Source organism: Kribbella sp. NPDC004138, from assembly GCF_053603655.1.
Window position 1 is genome coordinate 272,838 of sequence record NZ_JBSGFZ010000008.1, and the last position, 24,407, is coordinate 297,244.

Below are 24,407 nucleotides of genomic sequence, written 5' to 3' on the forward strand. Positions count from 1 at the left end.
TCGCGTGACGTCGATCGCGGATCAGCCGGACCAGAAGAAGCAGAGCGAGCGCCCGTGGATCGCGGCGATCAAGGAGGTCCTCGACCGCCCGCTGACGTCGTACCACATCGTGCTCGGGGCGACCGGCCTGCTGCTGGTGCTCGGCCTGATGATGGTGCTGTCGGCGTCCAGCGTGCTGTCGCTGCGCGCGAACGGGAACAGCTACACGATCTTCGTCCGGCAGCTGATCTGGGTCGGCGTCGGCCTCCCGATGGCGTACGTCGCCTCGCGGATGACGCCCCGGCACTTCCGCATGCTCGCGTACGTCGCGCTGCTCGGCTCCGTGTTCCTGCTGGTGCTCACCTACATCCCGGGTCTCGGCGTCGGGGTGAACGGCAACACCAACTGGCTGAACCTCGGCGGCCCGTTGCAGATCCAGCCGAGTGAGTTCGCCAAGCTCGCGATGGTGATGTGGTGTGCGGACCTGTATGCCCGCAAGGAGAAGCTGCTCACCCAGTGGAAGCACCTGCTGGTCCCGATGGTGCCGGTCTGCGGTCTGGTGATCGCGCTGGTCGTCGGGCAGCACGACCTCGGCACGGCGCTGGTGCTGATGGCGATCATGATCGGGCTGATCTGGGTGGTCGGCGCGCCGACCCGCCTGTTCGTCGCGACGATCGCGGTCGTCGGCACCATCGCGACGTACTTCGTGATGACGGCCCAGCACCGGCTCGACCGGGTCACGTCGTTCATGAACCCGTTCGGCGACGCCTCCGGGATCGGCTGGCAGGCGTACCACTCGTTCTACGCGCTCTCGACCGGCGGCTGGTGGGGCGTCGGGATCGGCAACAGCCGGCAGAAGTGGGGCAACCTGCCGGAGGCGCACACCGACTTCATCTTCTCGGTCATCGGTGAGGAGCTCGGCCTGGTCGGGTCGCTCACCGTGCTCGCCCTGTTCCTCACCCTGGCCTACGCCGGGGTGCGGATCGCGACCCGGAACACCGAGCCGTTCGTCCGCTACGCGGCGGCCGGGATCACCATCTGGATCATGGCGCAGACGCTGGTCAACCTCGGCGCCGTGATCGGACTGCTACCCATCGTGGGTATCCCGCTCCCGCTTTTGTCGTACGGTGGTTCCGCACTGCTGCCGACGCTGATCGCGATCGGCATGCTGCTGTCCTTCGCGAAGGCCGAGCCCGGCGCGCAGGCCGCCCTGAAAGAAACCCGGCGGCCGCGTTTCGGCTGGCTGCCTTCGCGACGTACGTCGTACCAGTGAACCCGCGGGAGCGTTGAAAGCTGTGCCCAGCATCGTTCTGGCCGGCGGCGGTAGCGCCGGCCACACCTCACCCCTGATCGCCACCGCAGACGCCCTGCGCCGGATCGACCCGACGGTCGAGATCCTCGCCCTCGGGACCGAGCGCGGCCTCGAGACCCGCGTGGTCCCCGAGGCCGGGTACCGGCTGGAGCTGATCCCGCCGGTGCCGTTGCCGCGCAAGCCCACGCCGGCGCTGTTCGCCGTCCCCGGGAAGATGCTGTCCTCGGTGAGCGCCGCCCGCCGGATCCTGGACGAGGCGAAGGCGGACGTCCTGGTCGGCTTCGGCGGCTACGTGTCCACCCCGGCGTACGTCGCCGCCTGGCGGCGGAAGACGCCGATCGTGGTGCACGAGGGCAACGCCGTGCCGGGGATCGCGAACAAGTTCGCCGCCCGGTACTGCACCGAGCACGTGAAGACGTCGTTCCCGGGCAGCGACCTGCCGCACGCCGAGTATGTCGGCCTGCCGATCCGGCGGGCGATCTCGACGCTGGACCGGGCCGCGCGGCGCGCGGAGGCCCGGCAGTTCTTCGGCCTGGATCCGGACGCTCCGACGCTGTTCGTGACAGGCGGCTCGCAGGGTGCGCAGCGGATCAACGAGGCCGTCTCCGGCGCGGCCGCCGACCTGGCCGCGGCCGGGATCCAGGTGCTGCACGCGATCGGCCCGAAGAACACCCTCGAGGTGCCGCCGACGGGCGGGTACCCGTACGTGGTGCTGAACTATGTCGACCGGATGGACCTCGCCTACTCCGCTGCGGATCTGGTGGTGTGCCGCTCGGGTGCGAACACTGTCACCGAGGTGTCCGGTGTCGGCCTGCCCGCGATCTACGTTCCGCTGCCGATCGGTAACGGTGAGCAGCGGCTGAACGCGAAGCCGGTCGTCGACGTAGGGGGTGGTGTGTTGATCGACAACGCCGAGCTGACCGCGGACTGGGTGCGCGCGAACGTGCCGCAACTTCTGCTCGACCGCGAGCGTCTGACAGCCATGTCCACAGCTGCGACCGGTGTCATCCGGACCGACGCCGACGACCGATTGGCGCGGATCATCCTCGATGTGGTGGGGTCTGCTTCGTGATCGTCACCGCTCCTGACACGCTGTTACCGGCCGAGAAGCTGGGCAGGGTGCACTTCGTCGGTATCGGCGGCGCCGGCATGTCCGGGATCGCCCGGATCATGGCCTCCCGCGGCATCGAGGTGTCCGGGTCGGACGCCAAGGACGGCAAGGTGCTCGCCGCGCTCCGGGCGCTCGGCGCGACCTGCTGGGTCGGCCACGCCGCCGAGCACGTGAAGGACGCCGACACCGTGGTGGTGTCGACCGCGATCCGCGAGACCAACCCCGAGGTGCTCGCCGCCCGCGCGGCCGGGATCCCGATCCTGCCGCGGGCCGCCGCGCTCGCCTCGGTGATGGTCGGCCGCCGGACGCTGGCGGTGGCCGGCACGCACGGCAAGACCACCACCACGTCGATGCTCACGGTCGCGCTGCAGCACTGCGCCGCCGACCCGTCGTACGCGATCGGCGGCAACCTGAACGAGTCCGGGTCGAACGCCCACGACGGCACCGGCGACCTGTTCGTCGCCGAGGCGGACGAGTCGGACAAGTCGTTCCTGACCTACTCGCCCGAGGTGTCGATCGTCACGTCGGTCGAGCCGGACCACCTGGACAACTACGGCGACGAGGCCAGCTACCGGCAGGCCTTCGAGGACTTCGTCGGCCGGGTGCTGCCCGGCGGGTTCATGGTGATCTGCCACGACGACGCGGGCGCCCGGCAGTTGGCGTCGTTCGCGCGCGACCGCGGGATCGACGTCCGGACGTACGGCGAGGCCGACGACGCGGACCTGCACGTCACCGAGATCACCGCGACCGGAGCGACCCAGTCGTTCGTGCCGGTGTACCGCGGCCGCAAGCTGCCGGTCGTCCGGCTGCAGCAGGCGGGCAAGCACAACGCCCTGAACGCGTCCGCGGCGCTGACCGTCGGGCTCGGGCTCGGGTTCTCCGCGGCCGACCTGGCCGAGGGCCTCGCGTCGTTCACCGGCACCGGCCGGCGGTTCGAGTTCAAGGGTCTCGAGGACGGCGTCCGGGTCTTCGACTCGTACGCGCACCACCCGACCGAGCTGGCCGTCGACCTGACCGCGGCCCGTCAGGTGGCGGGGGAGGGGCGCGTGGTCGCGTGCTTCCAGCCGCACCTGTTCAGCCGGACCCGGATCTTCGCGACCCAGTTCTCCGACGCGCTGGCCCTGGCCGACGAGGTCGTGGTGATGGACGTGTTCGCGGCCCGCGAGGACCCGGAGCCCGGCGTCACCGGCGCGCTGATCGCCAACCACGTGCCGCTGAAGCCCGAGCAGGTCCGGTTCGAGCCGTCGTGGTCCGCCGTACCGCAGTTGGTCGCGGATCTCGCCGAGCCGGGCGACCTGGTGGTCACGCTGGGCGCGGGCGACGTGACGCTGATCGGCCCGGAAGTCGTTGGTTTGCTGGCCGAACGTGCTGCCACCCGCGAGTCTGCGCAGGAGACCCCCGAGCCTGTGGTGAAGTAAAAGCGTGGGGTACGTCGAATGAGCCAGAGCGTCGATCTCGCTCGGGCCCAGCAGCGGTTCGCGCGCCGGCAACGGCTGGTGCGGTGGCGTAGCTGGTTGCCGTGGGCGGTCGGCGGCGGACTGGTCGTGCTGGCCGGTCTGGTCGTCTGGCTGTTCTACTTCTCCACCGCGTTCGCGGTCTCCGGGGTCCGGATCAGCGGCGCCGACACGGTGCCGGTGGCAACGATCGAGCAGGTCGCGGCCGCGCCGATCGGGACCCCGCTGGTGAAGGTCGACCTGCGGTCGATCGCGGAGCGGGTGCGCACCGTCCCGGCCGTCGCGGACGCGCAGGTGACCCGGGCATGGCCGCGCAAGATCGTGATCGTGGTCACCGAACGGGTTCCGGTCGTGGTGGTCACCGACGGCTCGCGGTACGAGCTGGTGGACGCGACCGGTACGTCGTACCGGACGGTGCCGGACCGGCCGGCCGGACTGCCGGAGGCGAAGGTGACCGGTGCGCGGCGCGACGTCACGATCCACTCGGTGGTGACGGTCTCGGCCGCGCTGCCGGACACGTTGCGGGCGCAGGTGGGGTCGATCTCGGCAGCGTCGCCGGACTCGATCACCCTCAACCTCAGCTCCGGCGTGAAGGTCGTTTGGGGTAGTTCCGATGACAGCGAGCGCAAGGCCGGGGTACTGAGCGTGCTGATGAAGCGCGAGGCGAAGGTGTACGACGTCTCGGCGCCCGATCTCCCTGTCACCAAAGGCGAAAAGCGGTGACGGGTCACATCGGCAAAGTGCGGCGAGGCGCGTGGATTTTGGCGCGAAGCGTCCCGTATCGTGCGGCGTAATCTAAAGTTGACATAAGTCTAAGCATCCACTTGAGGTTCAGTCTTTTCGCTGGACAACGGGAAAGCAACGAGGCGAGAGGCGCGGACGTGGCGGCACCGCAGAACTACCTGGCACTCATCAAGGTCGTCGGCATCGGCGGAGGCGGCGTGAACGCCGTCAACCGGATGATCGAGCACGGTCTGAAGGGCGTTGAGTTCATCGCCATCAACACCGACGCACAGGCGTTGCTGATGAGCGACGCGGACGTCAAGCTCGACATCGGCCGCGAGGAGACCCGCGGCCTGGGAGCCGGTGCGAACCCGGCGATCGGGCAGAAGGCCGCGGAGGACCACGCGGAGGAGATCGAGGAGGCGCTGAAGGGCGCCGACATGGTCTTCGTCACCGCCGGCGAGGGCGGCGGCACCGGCACCGGCGGCGCGCCCGTGGTGGCGCGGATCGCCCGGTCGCTCGGCGCGCTGACCATCGGTGTGGTGACCCGGCCGTTCTCGTTCGAGGGCAAGCGCCGCGCCACCCAGGCCGAGGACGGCATCAGCACCCTCCGCGAGGAGGTGGACACGCTGATCGTGATCCCGAACGACCGGCTGCTGACCATCTCCGACCGCGCCGTGTCCGTGCTGGACGCGTTCAAGCAGGCCGACCAGGTGCTGCTGCAGGGCGTCTCCGGTATCACCGACCTGATCACCACGCCCGGTCTGATCAACGTGGACTTCGCCGACGTCAAGGCGGTCATGTCGAACGCCGGCTCGGCGCTGATGGGCATCGGCTCGTCGCGCGGCGAGGACCGCGCGGTCGCGGCCGCCGAGGCGGCCATCTCGTCACCGTTGCTGGAGGCAAGTATCGAGGGCGCGCACGGCGTCCTGCTGTCGATCGCGGGCGGTTCCGACCTGGGCCTGTTCGAGATCAACGAGGCGGCGCAACTGGTGTCGGAGTCCGCGCACTCGGACGCGAACATCATCTTCGGCGCGGTCATCGACGACGCCCTCGGCGACGAGGTGCGGGTCACGGTGATCGCGGCCGGCTTCGACGGCGGGATGCCGAAGCGCCGCGAACAGGCCATGAACCAGGCCAGACCGCAGTCCACCCGCCCGACCTACTCGGCGCCGATGTCCGGCGGCTCGACCCCACCGGCCCAGCAGGCAGGCCAGCAAGCGGGCCAGCCCACCACACCACCGCCGGCCACCAGCCAGCCGCCGGCGGGCCAGCCCGTGACGAGCCAGCCCACTGCGGGTCAGCCCGGCGCGGGTCAGTTCGGCACCGGTCAGTCCGGCGCGGGCCAGCCGGGCGCGGGGCAGGCAGGGGCCGGCCAGCCGACCGGAGGCCAGCCCTCCCAGGCAGCCCCGACCCAGCCTTCTCCGGCGTCACCAGCACCCCAGGGCCAGCAGCAGGCTCCGGCACCTTCGTCCGCCCCGGCAGACGAAACGATCCCGGTCCCGGCCCCGACCGAACCGCGCGTGGGTACGACGAACTCGGCCCGCCCCGTGCAGAACGGTCAGCAGTCCGCCCAGCCGGCACCGCACACCCCGGCCTCGCCGTCGACCCAGCACTCCTGGCCGACGCACGGTCCCAGCAACTCCACGAGCGGCGCCGCCACCTCCAAGCCGAAGAAGCCGGAGCCCGAGGAAGACCTCGACATCCCGGACTTCCTCAAGTAGGACGCCGCACCACCCGAGCGCCCACCAGCCATCGCGAAGACGGCCGGTGGGCGCTCACTGTTTGCCGGCCGACGGCTGCCGCGGCCGGTACACCGACACGACGACGCCGTACCGCGACTCACCTGCACCGGCGTCCTCGAGCTCACCGATCATCCGGTCCAGCGTCGCTGCAAGTTCCGCGGCCTGCTCGGCGGTCAATCGCAGGTTCCGCACGGTGAACGCCGGGACGTCATCGGCCGTCTCCAGCTCGGCCGCGACCGCCTGCAGCGACACGGCATGGCTCGCCCGGGCGCCTTCACCGACGAAGTCGAACCGTCGCACCGAACGCCGGTAGTACTGCTCGGTCCCGCCGCGCACCTGCCGGGTCTCGGCGACGTGCACCATCCCGGCGTCACGCAGCACCCCCAGATGGTGGGCGACGTTGCCCTTCGCCGTGCCCAGCGCCGCGGCGAGCTGGCTGATCGTGGCCGCCTCCTGCCCGAGCGCGAACAGCAGACGGTGCCGCAAGGGGTGCCCGAGAGCCTTGAACTGCGCGGCCGTCGACACCTCCAAGTGGTCGGAGATCTCGCTCATGACGAAAGCGTCGAAGATTGTTGACGCTTTGTCAAACTCCGTGCTTCACTCCTGCTCATGCGAACCGAAGAGATCAGGGCAGTGCTGGACCGGCTGGGCGCGTTGGTCGCCCTGCACTACGTCTTTCCCGAGACCGGCCGCGAGATCGCGGACCGGCTCGCCGCGGCGACCGCCGAAGGGCGCTACGACGCGTTCGGGGCGCCGGAGGAGCTCGCGCAGCGCGTCACCGCCGACCTGCAGATCGGCAACCAGGACAAGCATCTGCGGCTCAAGTACCACCGCGACGGGCTGCCGGACGAGACGGACCCGGTGGCGGAGGAAGCGCACTGGCGCCGCAGGGCAGAGCTCGACGCCGGCGGGATGGCCCGGGTCGAGCGGCTGGACGGCAATATCGGCCTGCTGGAGATCCGGCCGCTGCTGTATCCGCCCGAGCACGCCGCCCCGGTGATCACGGCGGCGATGACGCTGCTCGCGTCGACCGACGCGCTGGTGATCGATCTGCGCCGCTGCGTGGGCGGGTCGCCCGACCAGGTCGCCTTCGTCTGCAGCTATCTCCTCGCGTCCGGCGAGCCGATCCATCTGCAGGATCTGCTCACGCCGGCCGACGGAACGATCCGGCAGTTCTGGACCGCGCCGTACGTGCCGGGTCCGCGCTACGACGGCAGCAAGCCGATCTGGGTGCTCACCAGCTCGGCGACCTTCTCCGGCGGCGAGGAGCTGGCGTACAACCTGCAGCAGTTCGGGCGCGCGGTCGTCGTCGGTGAGCGGACGGGCGGCGGCGCGCATGCTCGTCGTGGATTCAAGCTGCACGAGCAGCTCGAGGCGACGGTGCCGGTGGTGCGGTCGGTGAACGCGGTGTCGGGGACCAACTGGGAAGGCACCGGCATCACGCCCGACGTCGACGTGCCCGCGGACCTGGCCCTGACCGAGGCTTACCGGCGGGCGGCCGAGCACGTGATCGGGCTGCCGGCGGACAGTGCGCGCAACGGTGTGACCGACGAGGCGCGGACGGTGCTGAGTCCGGCGGTCGTCGCTGGGTAATCTTCAGTCGTGTTCGGCTACGACGAGGAACTCTCCGCCGCCCGGGTCGCCTTCACCGATCGTTTCGGTGGCGCCAGCCAACCGCCGTACGGCGAACTGAACCTGGGCAGTGCCTCGGGTCCGGACGTCGAGGGCGTCACCGCCAACTTCCGGCTGGTCGCGGCGGAGTTCGGTGTGCCGGCGGAGAACGTCGTGCGGGTCAGCCAGGTGCACGGCCGTGACGTCCATGTCGTCGGACCGGACGACGAGCTGCCGATCCAGCCGATGCCGCGGGCCGACGGGCTCGTCACGACCCGCTCCGACGTCGTCCTGGCCGTCCGTGCCGCCGACTGTCTGCCGGTGCTGCTGTCCGGCGGCGGAGTGATCGGCGCCGCGCACTCCGGCCGCAAGGGCCTGTACGTCGGCATCGTCCCGGCGACCGTCGACGCTATGCGGGAGCTCGGTGCGTCGCAGATCACCGCCGTGCTCGGGCCGTACGCGTGCGGCAACTGCTACGAGGTCCCCGAGGACATGCGCGCCGAGGTCGCGGAGCGGGTGCCGGCGTCGTACTCGGAGACGAGCTGGGGGACGCCCGCGATCGACGTCGCCGCCGGCGTCCAGGCACAGCTCGCCGAGCTCGGCGTCGAGGTGATCGACGCGACCGCGTGCACGATTGAATCCCCGAACCTGTACTCGTACCGCCGCGAAGGTCCGGAGAGTGGGCGGATGGCGGGACTGATCCGGAAGCGGGTCACGCCGTGAGCACTCGCGCCGACGAACTCCGGGCGAACCTGGAGCAGGTGCAGGAGCGGATCGAGAAGGCCTGTCAGGCGGCCGGGAGAGCCCGGGACGAGGTCACCCTCGTGGCGATCACCAAAACCTTCCCCATCAGCGACGTACGGGCGCTCGCGGCCCTCGGCGTGACCGACGTCGGGGAGAACCGTGAGCAGGAGCTGAAGGCGAAGGCGCCGGACTGCCCGGACCTCAGGTGGCACTTCGTCGGCCAGTTGCAGTCCAAGAAGGCCCGGTCGGTCGTGCGGTACGCGTCGGTCGTGCACTCGGTCGACCGTGATTCGCTCGTCGACGCGCTGTCGAAGGCGGCCGTCGCGGAAGCGAAGACGGTGCGTTGCCTGATCCAGGTGAGCCTCGCGGCGTACGGCTCCGCGGACGCGGCGAGCGGTGCGATCCGCGGCGGCGTCGAGCCGTCCGCCGTACCGGCGCTGGCCACGCGGATCGCGGCGGCGGAGGGTCTCGAGCTCGGGGGAGTGATGGCGGTCGCGCCGCTCGGATCGGACCCGGACGAAGCCTTCGCCGGGCTGCGTGACGTAGCCTCGCGGCTACGCTCCGAACACCCCGGCGCGGACTGGATCTCGGCCGGGATGACCGGCGATCTGGAGGCCGCGATCAAGCACGGTGCGACACACGTCCGGCTCGGGCGCGCATTACTCGGTACGCGCACTCCGCTGGGTTAGTGTCGATATCGAGCGGGTTTTGCTTCCTGCTCACTGTTGTCGTCGAGTTGCCGTAGAACCGGATCGAGGTGCTGGAGGGCCATGAGCGGCGCGCTGCGCAAGATGGGTGTGTACCTCGGCTTGGTCGAAGACGGGGAGCGTTACAACGCCCGCTACGACGACACGTACGACGACGAGTACGACGACGAGTACGACGAAGCCGTCGACGGGGACTCCCACGAAGCCGAGCCGGCGCCCGCCGGCCGGGAGAGCCGCGAGCCGCGTGACCATCGCGAGGAGCGCCAGGACCGCACGGACCTGGGCGGCGCCACGGTCAGCAAGTTCCCAGACCGGCGCGGGGTCGCGCCGTCCCCGGAGGTTACCGAGTTGGCCCGCATCACCACCGTGCACCCGCGCAGCTACAACGAGGCGCGCGTCATCGGTGAGCACTTCCGCGACGGGACGCCCGTCATCATGAACCTGACCGAGATGGACCACGCCGACGCCAAGCGGCTGGTGGACTTCGCGGCCGGCCTGATCTTCTGCTGCCGGGGCTCGATCGAGCGGATCACCACCAAGGTGTTCCTGGTCTGCCCGCCGAACGTGACGGTGGCCGCGGAGGAGAAGGAAAAGATCGCTGCGGACGGGTTCTACAACCAGAGCTGAGGCCGGCGCTTCCGCCGTCTTCTACACTCGTTGTCGACATGGATGCTCTAGCGCTCGTCCTCATCGTTCTCTACTGGGTTCTGCTCGCCTTCTTCCTGGTGCTGGTGGCGCGGTTCGTACTCAGCCTGATCGTCATGTTCGCTCCGCAGTGGCACCCCAAGGGTCCGCTGCTGCTGTTCTTCGAGCTGATCTACTCGATCACCGATCCGTTCCTGAAGCCGCTGCGGCGGATCCTGCCCCCGATCGGGGCCGGCGGTATCCGGATCGACCTGTCGATGCTGATGCTGTTCGTCATGGTGTCGGTGGCGATGGCGATCAACTCGACGGCCCTTCGGTCGTTGTGAGGGTGAGGACCGCGAAGACCGGGTAGGTAGAGCCCGGATTCCGTCATAAGACAACGAAGCGATAACGTGATCTACTGAGTCGCCAAGGCGAGGGCCACGGGGACTCCGCCAAGACACAGACAAACGAGGTGAAAGATGCCGCTGACGCCGGATGACGTCCGCTCGAAGCAATTCACGCCCGTCCGACTACGGGAGGGCTACGACGTCACAGAGGTCGACTCCTTCCTCGACGAGGTGGAGGCCGAGCTCGAGCGCCTCCTCGCCGAGAACGAGGAGCTGCGGGCCAAGCTCGCGGCGGCTCAGCGTGCCGGTGCCGACCAGCAGCGGCCGGTCGACCAGACCGCCGCGCTGCCGCCCGTCGTGCAGCAGCCGAAGCCCCCGGTCGTGGTCGAGAAGCCCGAGGAGCCCAAGCCGCCGGTGGCGGTTCCGGGTGCGGCCGCTGCGGCCGGCACGGTCGGCGACGCCTCCAGCTCCGCGGTGCGGCTGCTGGAGATGGCCACCAAGCACTCCGACGACCTGGTCCAGGAGGCGAAGGACACCGCCGACAAGATCATCGGCGAGGCCCGCGCCAAGGCGGAGCGCCTGGAGAACGAGGCCCGCGGCAAGGCCGACCGGATGACCGGTGAGGCCCGCGCCCGCGCCGAGAAGCTCGACGGCGAGATCGCCGAGCGTCGCGCGCAGATGCTCGGCACCCTGGAGAAGCAGAAGGGTCAGCTCGAGCGCACGATCGACGACCTGCACGCCTACGAGCGTGAGTACCGCAGCCGCCTGAAGACCTACTTCACCGAGCAGCTGAAGGCGCTCGGCAACGGCGACGACACGCTCAGCCCGCGCAACGGCTTCCGGCCGGAGGCGCGTGCGCAGGCGCACGGTCACGGCGTCTGACAGACCTGATCGAAGAGGCGGTGCTTTCCGGCGGCACCGCCTCTTCGCCATGTCTGGCCACTTTTGACACAGGGTCTCCCGGTAGTGACAGGGAGTCAGGGCCAGGCAGCAGCAACCTTCCGGCCGCTGAGCGTCTCGACCTCAGCAAGCCGCAGCCGGTACGGCGCAAGCCGTAGGAGTGAGGGTGATTCCCCGGAGGGACCGTCGGGGAACACACTCCACCCGGCTCCCGGCCGATGCACAACCAAGGTTTTATATTCCGTGGCATGGAGTTCGATCCTGCCGCTGCCGATCTGTCCCTGGCCTCGCTGTTCGCCGGCTGGGCGCTGGCCGAGGAGCTGCAGCGCCGGCTCGCGGCCGAGGGCTTCGAGGACTCACGCTTCTCCGACGGCGTGGTGTTCCAGCATCTGGTCACCGGGCCGGTGACGATCAGCACACTCGCGGAGCAGCTGGGTGTCACCCAGCAGGCCGCCTCGAAGACGGTTGCCGACCTGTGGATCCGTCGCTACGTCAACCGCCGGCCGGACCCGTCGGACGCGCGGGCACGCCAGGTCGTGCTCACCGACCGCGGCGAGGCCATCATCGCCGCCGCCCGCAAACACCGCGCAGCCATCGACGCCGACCTCCGCAAAGCACTGGGTGACGACGCAGTGGAGCAGACGCGACTGCTCCTGGTCGACGTCATCGCCCAACTCGGCCCAACCCCGTCCCTCCGAGCCCGCGCCATCCGCCCACCCGCCTGACGGGACCGCGGCGACCTGAGACCGGCAGAGGTAGGTGGAGACCTGTTATTTCAGGTCTCCACCTACCGGAAGACGTCTCAACGTCAGGCTTTGACCAGCCAGTACGTGAGCTGCAGGTCCTCTTCGGTGCCTTCGGCAACGTCGACCAGGGTGACGCCGACCGGCGCCTCCTGGTGGAGCTCGACGGCGAGGACCTCGCGGGCGATCTCCTCGGCGTGCTTGCCGAGGGCATCACTGAGCTCGGCGTCGGTCGAGGTCACCCAGACCGTGATCCGGTCGGACACCTCGAGGCCGGCGTTCTTCCGGGCCTCCTGCAGGGTGCGGACGACCTCGCGGGCGAGGCCGGCCTGCTTCAGCTCCGGCGTCACCTCGAGGTCGAGGGCAACGGTCTCACCCTGCTCGTTGACCACCGACCAGCCTTCCTTCGGCCGCTCGGAGACCAGCACCTCGGCCTCGGAGACCTGGACCTGCTCGCCGTCGACCACGACCGTCGCCGTCCCGGACTCCTTCAGGGCGGCGGCCAGTGCGCCGGCGTCGGCCGCGGCGATCGCGGCCGCGACCACCGGGGTCTGCTTGGCGAACCGCTTGCCGAGCTCCCGGAAGTTGCCCTTGGCGGAGAACTCGACCAGGTCCGCGCCCGCCGAGGACAGCGGCGCGACGGTGCCCACGTTGAGCTCGTCGGCGATCTCCTGCAGCAGCTCCGGCGACAGGTCCGCGATCGCGGCCGACCCGACCAGTGCCCGGGCCAGCGGCTGCCGCGTCTTCACCTTCGCCTCGGCGCGGGCCGACCGGCCGAGCTCAACGACCCGGCGGGCCATCGCCACGTGCCGCGCCAGGGTGTCGTCGACGAGCGTCTCGTCGTACGTCGGGAAGCTCGCCAGGTGCACCGACTCGGGCAGGCCGGGCGTGACCGGGCGGAGCACGTCCTGCCAGACCCGCTCGGTGACGAACGGCGTCAGCGGCGCCATCACCCGGGTCAGCACGTCGAGCGTCTCGTGCAGGGTGGCCAGCGCGCCCGCGTCACCGGACCAGAACCGGCGGCGCGAACGGCGGACGTACCAGTTCGAGAGCACGTCGACGAACGAGTTGATCAGCAGGCCGAGCCGCTGCGTGTCGAACGCGGCGTACGCCTCGTCGGTGTCGCGGACCAGCCGGTGCGTCTCGCTGACCAGCCAGCGGTCCAGTACCGAGCGATCGGCGACGGCCGGTGCGTCGGCCGGCGACCAGTCCGCGAGCCGGGCGTAGAGCGCGTGGAACGCGACCGTGTTCCAGTAGGTGAGCAGCACCTTCCGGACGATCTCGTTCAGCACGTTCGGCCCGATGCCGCGCGCCTTCCACGGCGACCCGGAGGCGGCCATGAACCAGCGCACCGCGTCGGCGCTGTGGTCGTCCATCAGCGGGATCGGCTCGAGGATGTTGCCCAGGTGCTTGGACATCTTCCGGCCGTCCTCGGCGAGGATGTGCCCGAGGCAGACGACGTTGCGGTACGACGACTCGTCGAACACCAGCGTGCCGATCGCCATCAGCGTGTAGAACCAGCCGCGGGTCTGGTCGATCGCCTCCGAGATGAAGTCGGCCGGGTACGTCTCCGTGAACTTCTCCTGAGAGCCCTCCACCCACGGGTAGCCCCACTGCGCGAACGGCATCGAGCCCGAGTCGTACCAGGCGTCGATGACCTCGGGCACGCGCCGCGACTCGGCGCCGCAGGTCGGGCAGTCGAAGGTGATGTCGTCGACGTACGGCCGGTGCGGGTCGGTCGCGCTCAGGTCACGGCCGGCCAGTTCGCCGAGCTCCGCAAGCGACCCCACGCACACCTGGTGGTCCTCGCCGCAGCGCCAGATCGGCAGCGGCGTACCCCAGTAGCGGGACCGGGAGACGGCCCAGTCGATGTTGTTGCGCAGCCAGTCGCCGTACCGGCCCCACTTGACCGACTCCGGGAACCAGTTGGTCTTCTCGTTCTCGCGGAGCAGCGCGTCCTTCACCTGCGTGGTGCGGATGTACCAGGACGGGAGCGCGTAGTACATGACGGGGGTGTGGCAGCGCCAGCAGTGCGGGTACGGGTGCTCGTACGGCACGTGCTTGAACAGCAGGCCGCGGTCCTTGAGGTCCTTCACCAGGTCCTCGTCGGCCTTCTTGAAGAACTGCCCGCCGACCAGCGGTACGTCGGCGTCGAAGTGACCTGTCGTGTCCACCGGCTTCACCACCGGCAGGTTGTACGCGCGGCCCACCGCGAGGTCGTCCGCACCGAAGGCGGGAGACTGGTGCACCAGACCGGTGCCGTCCTCGGTGGTCACGTACTCGGCCAGGACGACGTAGTGCGCCGGCTCGTCGAACGGCACCAGCTCCAACGGCCGCTGGTACGTCCAGCGCTCCATGTCGCGGCCGGCGTACTCGCCGGTGACCGTCCAGCCCTCACCGAGGCGGTCCAGCAGCGGCTTGGCGATGACCAGCGACTCGTTGCCGTCGGTGGCCACGACGTACTCGACGTCGGGGTGCACGGCGACGGCGGTGTTCGACACCAGCGTCCACGGCGTGGTCGTCCAGACCAGCAGCGACGCCTTGCCGGCCAGCGGGCCGGACGTCAGCGGGAACCGGACGTACACCGACGGGTCGACGACGGTCTCGTAGCCCTGGGCGAGCTCGTGGTCGGACAGACCGGTGCCGCAGCGCGGGCAGTACGGCGTGATCCGGTAGTCCTCGACCAGCAGGCCCTTCTCGTGGACCTGCTTCAGCGACCACCAGACCGACTGGACGTACTCCGGGTCCATCGTCTTGTACGGGTGCTCGAGGTCCACCCAGTAGCCCATCCGGACGGTGAGCTCGTTGAACGCGTCGACATGCCGCAGCACGGACTCGCGGCACTTCGCGTTGAACTCGGAGATGCCGTACGCCTCGATGTCGGGCTTGCCGTTGAAGCCGAGCTCCTTCTCGACCGCGACCTCGACCGGGAGGCCGTGGCAGTCCCAGCCGGCCTTGCGCTCGACCCAGAAGCCCTTCATGGTCCGGTAGCGCGGGAACACGTCCTTGAAGACGCGGGCCTCGATGTGGTGGGTGCCGGGCATGCCGTTCGCGGTCGGCGGGCCCTCGTAGAACGTCCACGGCGTGCCGCCGGCGGACTGCTCGAGGCTCTTCGCGAAGGTGTCCTGCTCCTCCCAGAGCGTGAGCACCTCGCGCTCGAGCGCGGGGAAGTCGACCTGGGCGGGAACTTGCCGCCAGGGGGTGTTTGCCGCCATCTTCTGCGTCCTTCGTCGCGTCCTGCTGTGCCGGACGAGGGACGAAGCACCCGGACCGAGCCGGCTACCGCGCGGTACCACCCTCCTTGGCAACCTTGTGCGGGTTGCCCACTTCCTTAACGAGACGCTGCCGGTTCTAATAGGTCCCTACGGACTGTTCTTCCGGCGGCTCCGAGGTGATGGCCTCATCACTGCCTTGCGCTTCGCGGTCCTCAGTGTACGGCGTCGTACCAGATGGCTACGAATCGTTAATCGGTGGTGCGGTAGGAATTCGAGGATGAGAATTCTGTTGCGGGTCCGGCCGGGGGCCTCCAGGACCGCGGTCGGTGGCCGGTACGACGGTCCGTCCGGGCCGGCGCTGGTGGTCGCGGTGGCAGCCCGGGCGGTGGAAGGACAGGCGACGAAGGCTGTCCTGGCGGCGGTCGCGGCGGAGTTCGGCGTACGGCGTTCCGCGGTGACACTGGTGCGTGGGGCGACCAGCAGGGACAAGCTGGTCGAGGTGGAGGGGGAGGAGAACGACATCCGGGCGCGGCTCGAGCGGCTGCTCGGTTGACCTGGGACTGTTACGGACAGTGACGTCCGCAATGCGGTTGTGACGCGCAGAACATCGAGCGGGCTTGAAGAACCGACTACCGTATGTCCACGGTCTGCGCGTCAGACTGGCACGTGATGTGCGCGTGGCCTACTGTCTTGCGACCAGTCCGCTTCAGTCTCCGACTAAGGCAGGGGGTAGCCGCCATGGCTACATCGGCACGGAAGAAGTCCGCCCCCCAACGTTCTGCCGCGGCCAAGAAGAGCGCCCCGGCATCCGGCGAGCCGAAGAAGACGACGACGGCCCGCAAGGCGCCGGCGAAGAAGACCTCGCCGGCCGCCAAGACTTCCGCGAAGCAAGCGGCGACCGCCGCCGGCTCCGCGGCCAAGAAGGCTCCGGCCAAGAAGACCCCTGCCAGGAAAGCGACAACGAAGAGGGTGGCCATGAAGACGAACGAGAACAGGACTCCGGCGACGGCGCCGGGGAAGTCCGCAGCCCACACGGCCGAGACCTTCAAGGTGAAGCCGGGTGAGGACCCGTGGACCGCTGCCGAGCTGGCCGAGCTGCGGGCGGAGCTGGAGGGTGAGGTCGAGCACCTCAAGCAGGAGATCCGGGACGCCGAGCAGGAGATCGCGGGCCTGTTCCGGGATGGCAGCGACGGCGCCGGCAACGACCAGGCGGACGTCGGCTCCACCACCCTCGAGCGGTACCACGAGCTGACCCTGGCCAACAACGCCCGGGACATGCTGAACCAGATCGAGTTCGCGCTGACCCGGATCGACGACGGCACGTACGGCGTCTGCGAGAACTGCGGCAACGCGATCGGCAAGGGTCGGCTGCAGGCGTTCCCGCGTGCGACACTGTGCGTCTCATGCAAAGAACGCCAGGAACGCCGCTGAACGACCCTGCCTCGTCTCACCAGGTGGGGGACGAAGACACTCCGGAACCGGCCGACACCGCGTCGGCCGGTTCTCCGTCGTCCGATGACGCTGTCGCGGACGGCGGCGGCGGGACGACCCCCGGTAACCGGTCGTGGAAGTGGACCGTCGTGTTCGCGGGAGTCGGGCTGCTGATCCTCTTCCTGGATCAGTTGACCAAGGCGCTGGCGCTGGCGCACCTGACGCCGGGCGAGCCGGTGAACGTGATCGGTTCGCTGCTCAAGTTCAACCTGATCCGGAACTCGGGTGCCGCGTTCAGCCTCGGTTCCGGCTACACGCCGTACATCAGCGTCATCCAGATCACGGTCGCGCTCGGCGTCGTCTACCTGTCCCGCAGGCTCGGTTCGGCGGGCTGGGCGGTCGCGTTCGGGCTGCTGTTCGGCGGCGCGGTCGGGAACATCCTGGACCGGATCTTCCGGGAGCCGTCGCCGTTCCACGGGCACGTGGTCGACTTCCTGCAGACCCCGCACTGGGCGATCTTCAACGTCGCCGACATGGCGGTCACGTCGGCCGCCGTCCTGCTGGTGATCCAGACGCTGCGCGGGATCCGGCTGGACGGGACCCGGGAGCAGCGGAAGTGAGCTCCCGGACCGTGATGGTGCCGGACGGTCTCGCGGGGGAGCGGCTGGACGCGGCACTGTCCCGCCTGTTCGGCGTGTCCCGGACGAAGGCGGCCGAGCTGATCGAGTCCGGCCTGGTCCAGGTCGACGGCTTGCCGGCGCCGAAGTCGTCCCGGGTCGCGGCCGGTGTCCTGCTCGACGTCGAGCTGCCACCGCCGCCGTCCGAGGTGACAATCGTCCCGGAGACCGTGGACAACCTGCGGATCGTGTACGACGACGACGAGATCGTCGTGGTGGACAAGCCGGTCGGCGTCGCCGCGCACCCGTCGCCCGGGTGGACCGGCCCGACTGTGATCGGGCACCTGGCCGGCGCCGGGTTCAGCATCTCGACCAGCGGCGCCGCCGAGCGCAAGGGCATCGTGCACCGGCTGGACGTCGGGACGTCCGGGTTGATGGTGGTCGCGAAGACCGAGTACGCGTACACGGTCCTCAAGCGCGCCTTCAAGGAGCGCACGGTCAAGAAGATCTACCACGCGCTCGTGCAGGGCCATCCCGACCCGTTCACCGGGACCGTCGACGCGCCGATCGACCGGCACCCGCACCACGACTACAAGTTCGGCGTGGTGGCCGGCGGCAAGCCGAGCGTCACGCACTACGAGACCCTCGAGGCGTTCCGGTACGCGACGCTGCTGGAGATCACCCTGGAGACCGGACGCACCCACCAGATCCGCGTCCACATGTCCGCGATCGGCCACCCGTGCTGCGGCGACCTGACGTACGGCGCCGACCCGATCCTCGCCGAACGCCTCGGCCTCACCCGCCAGTGGCTGCACGCGATGCGCCTCGGCTTCACCCATCCCGGCACCGGCGACTACGTCGAGTTCACCTCGGAGTACCCCGAAGACCTCGACCACGCGCTCGACCTCCTCGTCGACTGAGATCCGGGCCTACGCTGAGGACATGGAGGAATCTCGCCTCGGGGGGACGGGGCGTTGGCGGCTGCCGGCCGAGGTGACGAGCTTCGTCGGGCGACGGCGTGAGCTCGCCGACACCAGGCGGCTGTTGTCGAGCAGCAGGCTGCTGACACTGACCGGGGTCGCCGGGGTCGGCAAGACGCGCCTGGCGGTGCGGATGGCCGCCGAGGTACGGCGTACCTTCGACGACGGGGTCTGGTTCGTCGAACTGGACGCGCTGCGGGACCCGGGCCTGCTCGGCCATACGCTCGCCGAGGCGCTCGACCTGATCCAGGTGTCGGCGAGCCCGGAGACGGATGTCGCGGAGTTTCTCGAGGACAAGCACGTGCTGCTGGTGCTCGACAACTGTGAGCACGTGGTCGAGGCGTGCGCCGTGCTCGTGAGCAAGTTACTGGCGATCGCACCCGGGCTCCGGGTCCTGGCGACCAGCCGGCACGTCCTCGGGGCCGAGGGCGAGCAGATCCTGACGGTGGCGCCGTTGCCGACGCCGCCTGCCGAGTCCACGGACCCCGATCGGTACGAGGCGCTGGTGCTGTTCGCCGACCGGGTTCGCGCGGTGATGCCCGGCTTCGTGGTCGACGACTCGAACCGGGACCAGGTGATCGAGGTCTGCCGGCGGCTGGACGGCGTACCGCTCGCGATCGAGCTCGCCGCGGTCTGGATGCGCACGCTGACGTTGCCGCAGGTCCTCGAGCGACTGGCGGACCGGGTCCGGCTGCTGCTGGGCGGCGCGGCCACGGATCCGTTGTACCCGCAGGCGCTGGAGGCCGCGATCGGCTGGAGCTACGACCTGTGTTCTCCGGCCGAGCGGCTGCTCTGGCAGCGCCTCTCGGTCTTCACGGGCGGATTCGACCTGACCGGCGCCGAAGTGGTCTGCTCGGGCGACGGCATCGAACGCGACGAGGTGCTCGGGCTGGTCGCCGGCCTGATGAACAAGTCGATCATCACCCGGACGGCTGCGGCCTCGCCGGCGGTCGCCGGCTACGACATGCTGATGACCATCTCACAGTTCGGCGCGACCCGGCTCGGTGAGCGGACCCGCACGTACCAGTTCCGGCACCGCGACTACTACCGGGAACTGACCGCCCAGTGGGCGACCGACTCGTTCGGTCCGCGGCAGGCCGACCTGTTCCTGCGGACGCGGCGCGAGCACCACAACCTCCGGACGGCGATCGACTTCTGCCTGGCCGAGCCGGGGGAGGAACCGGTCGCGCTCGAGCTCGCGGCGCCGATCTGGACGTTCTGGTTCGCGGGCCTGCTGCGCGAGGGCCTGCGCTATCTCACCCGGGCACTCGACGCCGCGCCGGCGCCGACGCGGAGCCGCGCGTTCGGACTCCTGGCCGGCTGCCAGCTCGCGATGTTCCTCGGCGAGGCGGAACTGTTCGCGCGCTGGCTCACCGAGTGCGCGGAACTCGCCGAGCAGTACGACGACGACCGGCTGCGGGCCGGGGTCGCCGAGGTGTCGGCGCACGCGATGATCTACGAGGGCCGGGAGGCCGCCGCCGTCGGCGAGCTGGAGCGGGCGCTCGCCGGGTTCCGCGCCGGCGGGGACCGGCACGGTGAGTTCAACTGCCTCTACCTGTTGTCGCTGGCAACTTTCTTCCTGGACGACCCCAGGGTCGACGAGTTCAGCCGCCGGGCGTACGAGCTCGCCGAATCGCGGGGCGCCGTCCAGTCGCGGGCGTACGCGCTCTGGGTGCTCGGCGTCGTGCAGTCGCGCGACCACGACCAGTTCGAGTCGGCGACCCTGCGTTTCCGCGAGGCGATCAGGTCGTTGCGGCCGCTGAACGACCGGACCGGGATCGGGTTCTGCGTCCAGGCGCTGTCCTGGTGCGCCGGGGCGGCGGCGCCGGACGAGCGTGCCGCGCGGCTGATGGGAGCGGCGCGGGCGGTCTGGCGCAGTGGCGTCGTGGTCCGGGAGACGACGCCGTACAGCCGGCTCGACGACCGGACGGCGGAGCGGATCCGCGCGGCGATCGGTGCGCCCGCGTTCGGCGCGGCCTTCGCGCGCGGAGCGGCGTACACCTTCGACGAGACCGTCGCGCTCGCGCTGGGCGAGGACGACGGACGGGACCGGCGCGGGTCGCGCCGGAGCGGCCCCCGGCTGACCCGGCGCGAGCACGAGGTCGCCGTCCTGATCGGCGAGGGGCTGAGCAACCGCGAGATCGCCGACCGGCTGACCGTCTCCCGGCGGACCGCCGAGACCCATGTCGAACACATCCTCGGCAAGCTCGGCTTCACCTCCCGCAGCCAGGTCGCCCACTGGGTCGCGGACCACCCACCTACGTAGTCAACATCCGTATCCGTACCGATGCGCGGGGTCGCCGGTCGCGCGATGCTTGGATCAAGCGTTGTGTGCCACAACGTGGCCGTGGGACCCCTCCCCGCGGCAGGCCGCCTGGATCCCTCCACCCGGGCCGGCCGCAGGTGGACCTGGTGCCCCGAGACCCCGGGCGGTGCCAGGTCCGCCGTCTTGCGCGCCGCGAACTGGTGTGCTCGTGGTCTGATCCACGACCGGATAGCGGGCGCGGCGGGAGCGCGCCGGTGAGCCGATTCAGAACTGTCCACGGGCCCGCATAGGCTGTACCGGTCCACCTGAATCGCGCCCTGGGAGGTCTGCGTCGATATGGCGTCCAGCGACAGTTTTGTGCATCTCCACGTGCACACGGAGTACTCGATGCTGGACGGCGCCGCGCGGATCGACGAGTTGTTCAAGACCGCCCAGGAGATGGGCATGCCGGCGATCGCGACCACCGACCACGGGTACGTGTTCGGCGCCTACGAGTTCTGGCGGACCGCGAAGAAGTACGACGTGAAGCCGATCATCGGCGTCGAGGCGTACCTGACGCCGCACACCCACCGCTCGGAGCGCAAGCGGGTCAAGTGGGGCGACGCGAACTCCGGCCGCGACGACGTCTCCGGCTCGGGTGCCTACACCCACATGACGCTGCTGGCGAAGAACACCTCCGGCATGCACAACCTGTTCAAGATGAGCTCGCTGGCCAGCCTCGAGGGCTACTACTTCAAGCCCCGGATGGACCGCGAGCTGCTGAACACCTACGGCCAGGGCCTGATCGCGACCACCGGCTGCCCGTCCGGCGAGGTGCAGACCCGCCTGCGCCTCGGGCAGTACAAGGAGGCCGTCGAGGCCGCCGCGGAGTTCCGCGACATCTTCGGCAAGGAGAACTACTACTGCGAGCTGATGGACCACGGCCTCGGCATCGAGCGGGACATCCAGAAGGACCTGCTGAAGCTGGCCCGCGAGCTCGGCCTGCCGCTGGTCGCGACCAACGACCTGCACTACACCAAGCCGGAGGACTCCCAGGCGCACGCGGCACTGCTGTGCGTGCAGTCCGGCTCGACGCTGTCCGACCCGAACCGGTTCAAGTTCGACGCGAACGAGTTCTACGTCAAGACCGCCGCCGAGATGCGCGAGGTGTGGAAGGAGCTGCCGGAGGCGTGTGACAACACGCTGCTGATCGCCGAGCAGTGCGACGTCAGCTTCACCGAGGGCGAGGGCCGGTTCATGCCGCGCTTCCCCTGCCCCGAGGGCCACAACGAGGAGTCCTGGTTCGTCGCCGAGGTCGAGACCGGTCTGCACAAGCGGTATCCGGCCGGAATTCCGGACCAGGTCCGCAAGCAGGCGGAGTACGAGATCGAGGTCATCACCTCGAAGGGGTACGCCGGCTACTTCCTCGTCGTCGCGGACTTCATCAACTGGGCCAAGGAGCACGGCATCCGGGTCGGTCCGGGCCGTGGTTCCGGCGCCGGCTCGATGTGCGCGTACGCGATGAAGATCACCGACCTGGACCCGCTCCAGCACGGCCTGATCTTCGAGCGGTTCCTGAACCCGGAGCGGATGTCGATGCCCGACTTCGACATCGACTTCGACGACCGCCGCCGCCCCGAGGTGATCCGCTACGTCACCGAGAAGTACGGCGACGACCGGGTCGCGATGATCGTCACCTACGGCACGATCAAGGCCAAGCAGGCGATCAAGGACGCCGGCCGGGTGCTGGACTACCCGTTCGCGATGGGCGACCGGATCACCAAGGCGATGCCGCCGTCGGTGATGGGCAAGGACATCCCGCTGTCGGGCATCTTCGACTCGACCCACAAGCGGTACTCCGAGGCCACCGAGTTCCGCTCGCTGTACGAGTCCGACCAGGACGTGCGCAAGATCGTCGACACCGCTCGCGGCCTGGAGAACCTGAAGCGCCAGTGGGGTGTGCACGCGGCCGGCGTGATCATGTCCAGCGAGCCGCTGATCGAGCTGATCCCGATCATGCGCCGCGAGCAGGACGGCCAGGTCATCACCCAGTTCGACTACCCGAGCTGCGAGACGCTCGGCCTGGTCAAGATGGACTTCCTGGGCCTGCGGAACCTGACGATCATGGACGACGCGGTCAAGAACGTCGAGGCCAGCCGCGGTGTCACGCTGGACCTCGACGAGCTGGCCAAGTCCCTCGACGACAAACCGACGTACGACCTGCTCGCCCGCGGTGACACGCTCGGCGTGTTCCAGTTCGACGGCGGCCCGATGCGGGCGCTGCTGCGGCTGATGCGGCCGGACAACTTCGAGGACATCTCCGCGGTCGGCGCGCTCTACCGCCCCGGCCCGATGGGTGCGAACAGCCACACCAACTACGCCCTGCGCAAGAACAAGCAGCAGGAGATCAGCTACCCGCACGACGAGCTCGCCGTCGCGCTGGAGCCGATCCTGGGCACGACGTACGGCCTGATCGTGTATCAGGAGCAGGTGATGGCGATCGCCCAGCAGCTCGCGGGCTACACGCTCGGCAAGGCGGACCTGCTCCGCCGGGCGATGGGCAAGAAGAAGCGCGAGGTGCTCGACGCGGAGTACGTCGGCTTCTCCGAGGGCATGAAGGCGAACGGCTTCTCCGACCAGTCGATCAAGGCGCTCTGGGACGTCCTGGTCCCGTTCTCGGACTACGCGTTCAACAAGGCCCACTCGGCGGCGTACGGTCTGGTCTCGTACTGGACGGCGTACCTGAAGGCCAACTACCCGGCGGAGTACATGGCCGCGGTCCTGACGTCGGTGAAGGACGACAAGGACAAGATGGCCATCTACCTGAACGAGTGCCGCCGGATGGGCATCAAGGTGCTGCCGCCGGACGTCAACGAGTCGGACTCGAACTTCACCCCGGTCGGCACCGACATCCGCTTCGGCCTGTCCGCGATCCGCAACGTCGGCGTGAACGTGGTCGCCGAGATCGTCGCGGCCCGCGAGGAGAAGGGCCGGTTCACCGACTTCGTCGACTTCATCGACAAGGTGCCGCTGCCGGTCTGCAACAAGCGCGTGATCGAGTCGCTGGCCAAGGCCGGCTCGTTCGACTCGATGAGCCATGCCCGGCGCGCGGTCGTCGCGGTGCACGAGCAGGCCGTCGACGAGGCCATCGACCTGAAGCGGAACGAGGCGCACGGCCAGTTCGACCTGTTCTCGATGGGTGACGACGACGCCGACGAGGGCGAGGGCAACAGCCGCCTGACCGTCACGGTCCCCGAGATCGAGGAGTGGGACAAGGCGACCAAGCTGGCGCACGAGCGCGACATGCTCGGGCTGTACGTGTCCGACCATCCGCTGTTCGGTGTCGAGCACGTGCTCACCAACGGCAGCGACTGCACGATCGGGCAGTTGCTCGCCGACGAGGACCGGCCGGACGGCAGCCGGGTGACGATCGGCGGCCTGGTCACCGCCGTCCAGCGGAAGGTGAACAAGCGCGGCGACATCTACGCGATCGTCACCATCGAGGACCTCGAAGGTTCGATCGAGGTGATGATGTTTTCCTCGGCGTACCAGCTGCACGCGCACCTGCTCACCAACGACGCGATCATCTTGATGAAGGGCCGGGTCCGGCGCCGCGAGGACCGGCTCGAGCTGAGCGGCGACGAGGTCGTCGTCCCGGATCTGACCGAAGGCCCGAGCGGCCCGGTCGTCCTGACGATGCCGGTCAACCGCTGCACTCAGCCGGTTGTCGATCAGCTGCGGGACATCCTGACCTCGCACCCCGGCATGACAGAGGTTCACCTGCGCCTGCAGGCACGCCAGAAGACCACCGTCATGCGCATCGGCGACCGCTTTCGGGTGACCCCCACCTCGTCGCTGATGGCCGACCTGAAAGCGCTCCTCGGTCCATCCTGCCTGGCCAGCTGACCGGCGGTGG

19 protein-coding genes and 1 pseudogene are annotated in these 24,407 nt (G+C 69.4%); 18 read left to right on the forward strand and 2 right to left on the reverse strand.

Translation table 11 applies throughout. From position 1 onward, the window contains the following. Window positions 1-4: 4 nt before the first annotated feature. The 5 genes and pseudogenes from ftsW to ftsZ all read left to right on the forward strand — a co-directional run. Entirely contained in the window at window positions 5-1,252 is a 1,248-nt protein-coding gene (gene ftsW, locus ACWEOO_RS14035) for a putative lipid II flippase FtsW (protein WP_359933427.1), read from the forward strand. A gap of 22 nt (window positions 1,253-1,274) precedes the next feature. Next, window positions 1,275-2,363 (forward strand): undecaprenyldiphospho-muramoylpentapeptide beta-N-acetylglucosaminyltransferase, encoded by a 1,089-nt coding sequence (gene murG / locus ACWEOO_RS14040; RefSeq protein WP_452143290.1) that lies wholly within the window; start codon window positions 1,275-1,277, stop codon window positions 2,361-2,363. Then, window positions 2,360-3,820, forward strand: a complete 1,461-nt coding sequence (murC, locus tag ACWEOO_RS14045; RefSeq protein ID WP_452143291.1) for a UDP-N-acetylmuramate--L-alanine ligase — start codon at window positions 2,360-2,362, stop codon at window positions 3,818-3,820. Before murG ends, murC begins: the two co-directional genes overlap by 4 nt. A gap of 18 nt (window positions 3,821-3,838) precedes the next feature. Next, on the forward strand, window positions 3,839-4,579 hold the full coding sequence (locus ACWEOO_RS14050; protein WP_452143292.1) for a cell division protein FtsQ/DivIB: 741 nt from the start codon (window positions 3,839-3,841) through the stop codon (window positions 4,577-4,579). A 158-nt stretch (window positions 4,580-4,737) separates the two neighbouring features. Continuing rightward, window positions 4,738-5,916 (forward strand): annotated as a pseudogene (gene ftsZ, locus ACWEOO_RS14055) (cell division protein FtsZ); the annotation flags it as partial. A gap of 441 nt (window positions 5,917-6,357) precedes the next feature. On the opposite strand, the gene ACWEOO_RS14060 reads toward ftsZ, so the two are convergent. After that, a complete protein-coding gene (locus ACWEOO_RS14060; RefSeq protein WP_452143293.1) occupies window positions 6,358-6,876 on the reverse strand; it encodes an ArsR/SmtB family transcription factor in 519 nt (172 codons plus the stop codon). A gap of 57 nt (window positions 6,877-6,933) precedes the next feature. Here ACWEOO_RS14060 and ACWEOO_RS14065 point away from each other — a divergent pair, with 57 nt between their 5' ends. The 7 genes from ACWEOO_RS14065 (at window position 6,934) to ACWEOO_RS14095 (ending at window position 11,985) form a co-directional block, all read left to right on the forward strand. Next, on the forward strand, window positions 6,934-7,917 hold the full coding sequence (locus ACWEOO_RS14065; protein WP_452143294.1) for a S41 family peptidase: 984 nt from the start codon (window positions 6,934-6,936) through the stop codon (window positions 7,915-7,917). A 9-nt stretch (window positions 7,918-7,926) separates the two neighbouring features. Next, window positions 7,927-8,658 carry a peptidoglycan editing factor PgeF gene (pgeF, locus tag ACWEOO_RS14070; protein WP_452143295.1) on the forward strand — a complete coding sequence of 244 codons (732 nt, stop codon included), beginning with the start codon at window positions 7,927-7,929 and terminating at the stop codon, window positions 8,656-8,658. Further along, window positions 8,655-9,368 (forward strand): YggS family pyridoxal phosphate-dependent enzyme, encoded by a 714-nt coding sequence (locus ACWEOO_RS14075; protein WP_452143296.1) that lies wholly within the window; start codon window positions 8,655-8,657, stop codon window positions 9,366-9,368. Before pgeF ends, ACWEOO_RS14075 begins: the two co-directional genes overlap by 4 nt. A gap of 81 nt (window positions 9,369-9,449) precedes the next feature. Next, a complete protein-coding gene (locus ACWEOO_RS14080; RefSeq protein ID WP_359933445.1) occupies window positions 9,450-10,013 on the forward strand; it encodes a cell division protein SepF in 564 nt (187 codons plus the stop codon). Window positions 10,014-10,051: 38 nt separating this feature from the next. Further along, on the forward strand, window positions 10,052-10,357 hold the full coding sequence (locus ACWEOO_RS14085) for a YggT family protein (protein ID WP_130379857.1): 306 nt from the start codon (window positions 10,052-10,054) through the stop codon (window positions 10,355-10,357). Between the two features lie 135 nt (window positions 10,358-10,492). Further along, window positions 10,493-11,242, forward strand: coding sequence for a DivIVA domain-containing protein (locus ACWEOO_RS14090; RefSeq protein WP_355480080.1), 750 nt, complete (start codon window positions 10,493-10,495; stop codon window positions 11,240-11,242). A 266-nt stretch (window positions 11,243-11,508) separates the two neighbouring features. Then, entirely contained in the window at window positions 11,509-11,985 is a 477-nt protein-coding gene (locus ACWEOO_RS14095; RefSeq protein ID WP_452143297.1) for a MarR family winged helix-turn-helix transcriptional regulator, read from the forward strand. 83 nt (window positions 11,986-12,068) lie between these two features. Here the strand turns inward: ACWEOO_RS14095 and ileS are convergent, their stop codons facing one another. Further along, the gene (gene ileS / locus ACWEOO_RS14100; protein WP_452143298.1) at window positions 12,069-15,218 is read right to left on the reverse strand and encodes an isoleucine--tRNA ligase; all 3,150 of its coding nucleotides are present in this window, start codon (window positions 15,216-15,218) and stop codon (window positions 12,069-12,071) included. A gap of 277 nt (window positions 15,219-15,495) precedes the next feature. Here ileS and ACWEOO_RS14105 point away from each other — a divergent pair, with 277 nt between their 5' ends. The 6 genes from ACWEOO_RS14105 to dnaE all read left to right on the forward strand — a co-directional run bounded on the left by ACWEOO_RS14105 (window position 15,496) and on the right by dnaE (window position 24,397). Further along, a complete protein-coding gene (locus tag ACWEOO_RS14105; protein WP_359933452.1) occupies window positions 15,496-15,771 on the forward strand; it encodes a DUF167 domain-containing protein in 276 nt (91 codons plus the stop codon). 185 nt (window positions 15,772-15,956) lie between these two features. Further along, window positions 15,957-16,649: a TraR/DksA family transcriptional regulator gene (locus ACWEOO_RS14110; RefSeq protein WP_359933454.1), complete on the forward strand. Its 693-nt coding sequence runs from the start codon at window positions 15,957-15,959 to the stop codon at window positions 16,647-16,649. A gap of 23 nt (window positions 16,650-16,672) precedes the next feature. Then, a complete protein-coding gene (gene lspA, locus ACWEOO_RS14115; protein ID WP_355689950.1) occupies window positions 16,673-17,269 on the forward strand; it encodes a signal peptidase II in 597 nt (198 codons plus the stop codon). A 14-nt stretch (window positions 17,270-17,283) separates the two neighbouring features. Continuing rightward, the gene (locus tag ACWEOO_RS14120; RefSeq protein WP_452143322.1) at window positions 17,284-18,186 is read left to right on the forward strand and encodes an RluA family pseudouridine synthase; all 903 of its coding nucleotides are present in this window, start codon (window positions 17,284-17,286) and stop codon (window positions 18,184-18,186) included. A 22-nt stretch (window positions 18,187-18,208) separates the two neighbouring features. Beyond that, entirely contained in the window at window positions 18,209-20,512 is a 2,304-nt protein-coding gene (locus tag ACWEOO_RS14125; RefSeq protein ID WP_452143299.1) for an ATP-binding protein, read from the forward strand. Between the two features lie 336 nt (window positions 20,513-20,848). Then, window positions 20,849-24,397, forward strand: a complete 3,549-nt coding sequence (gene dnaE / locus ACWEOO_RS14130) for a DNA polymerase III subunit alpha (protein ID WP_452143300.1) — start codon at window positions 20,849-20,851, stop codon at window positions 24,395-24,397. Window positions 24,398-24,407 lie beyond the last annotated feature (10 nt).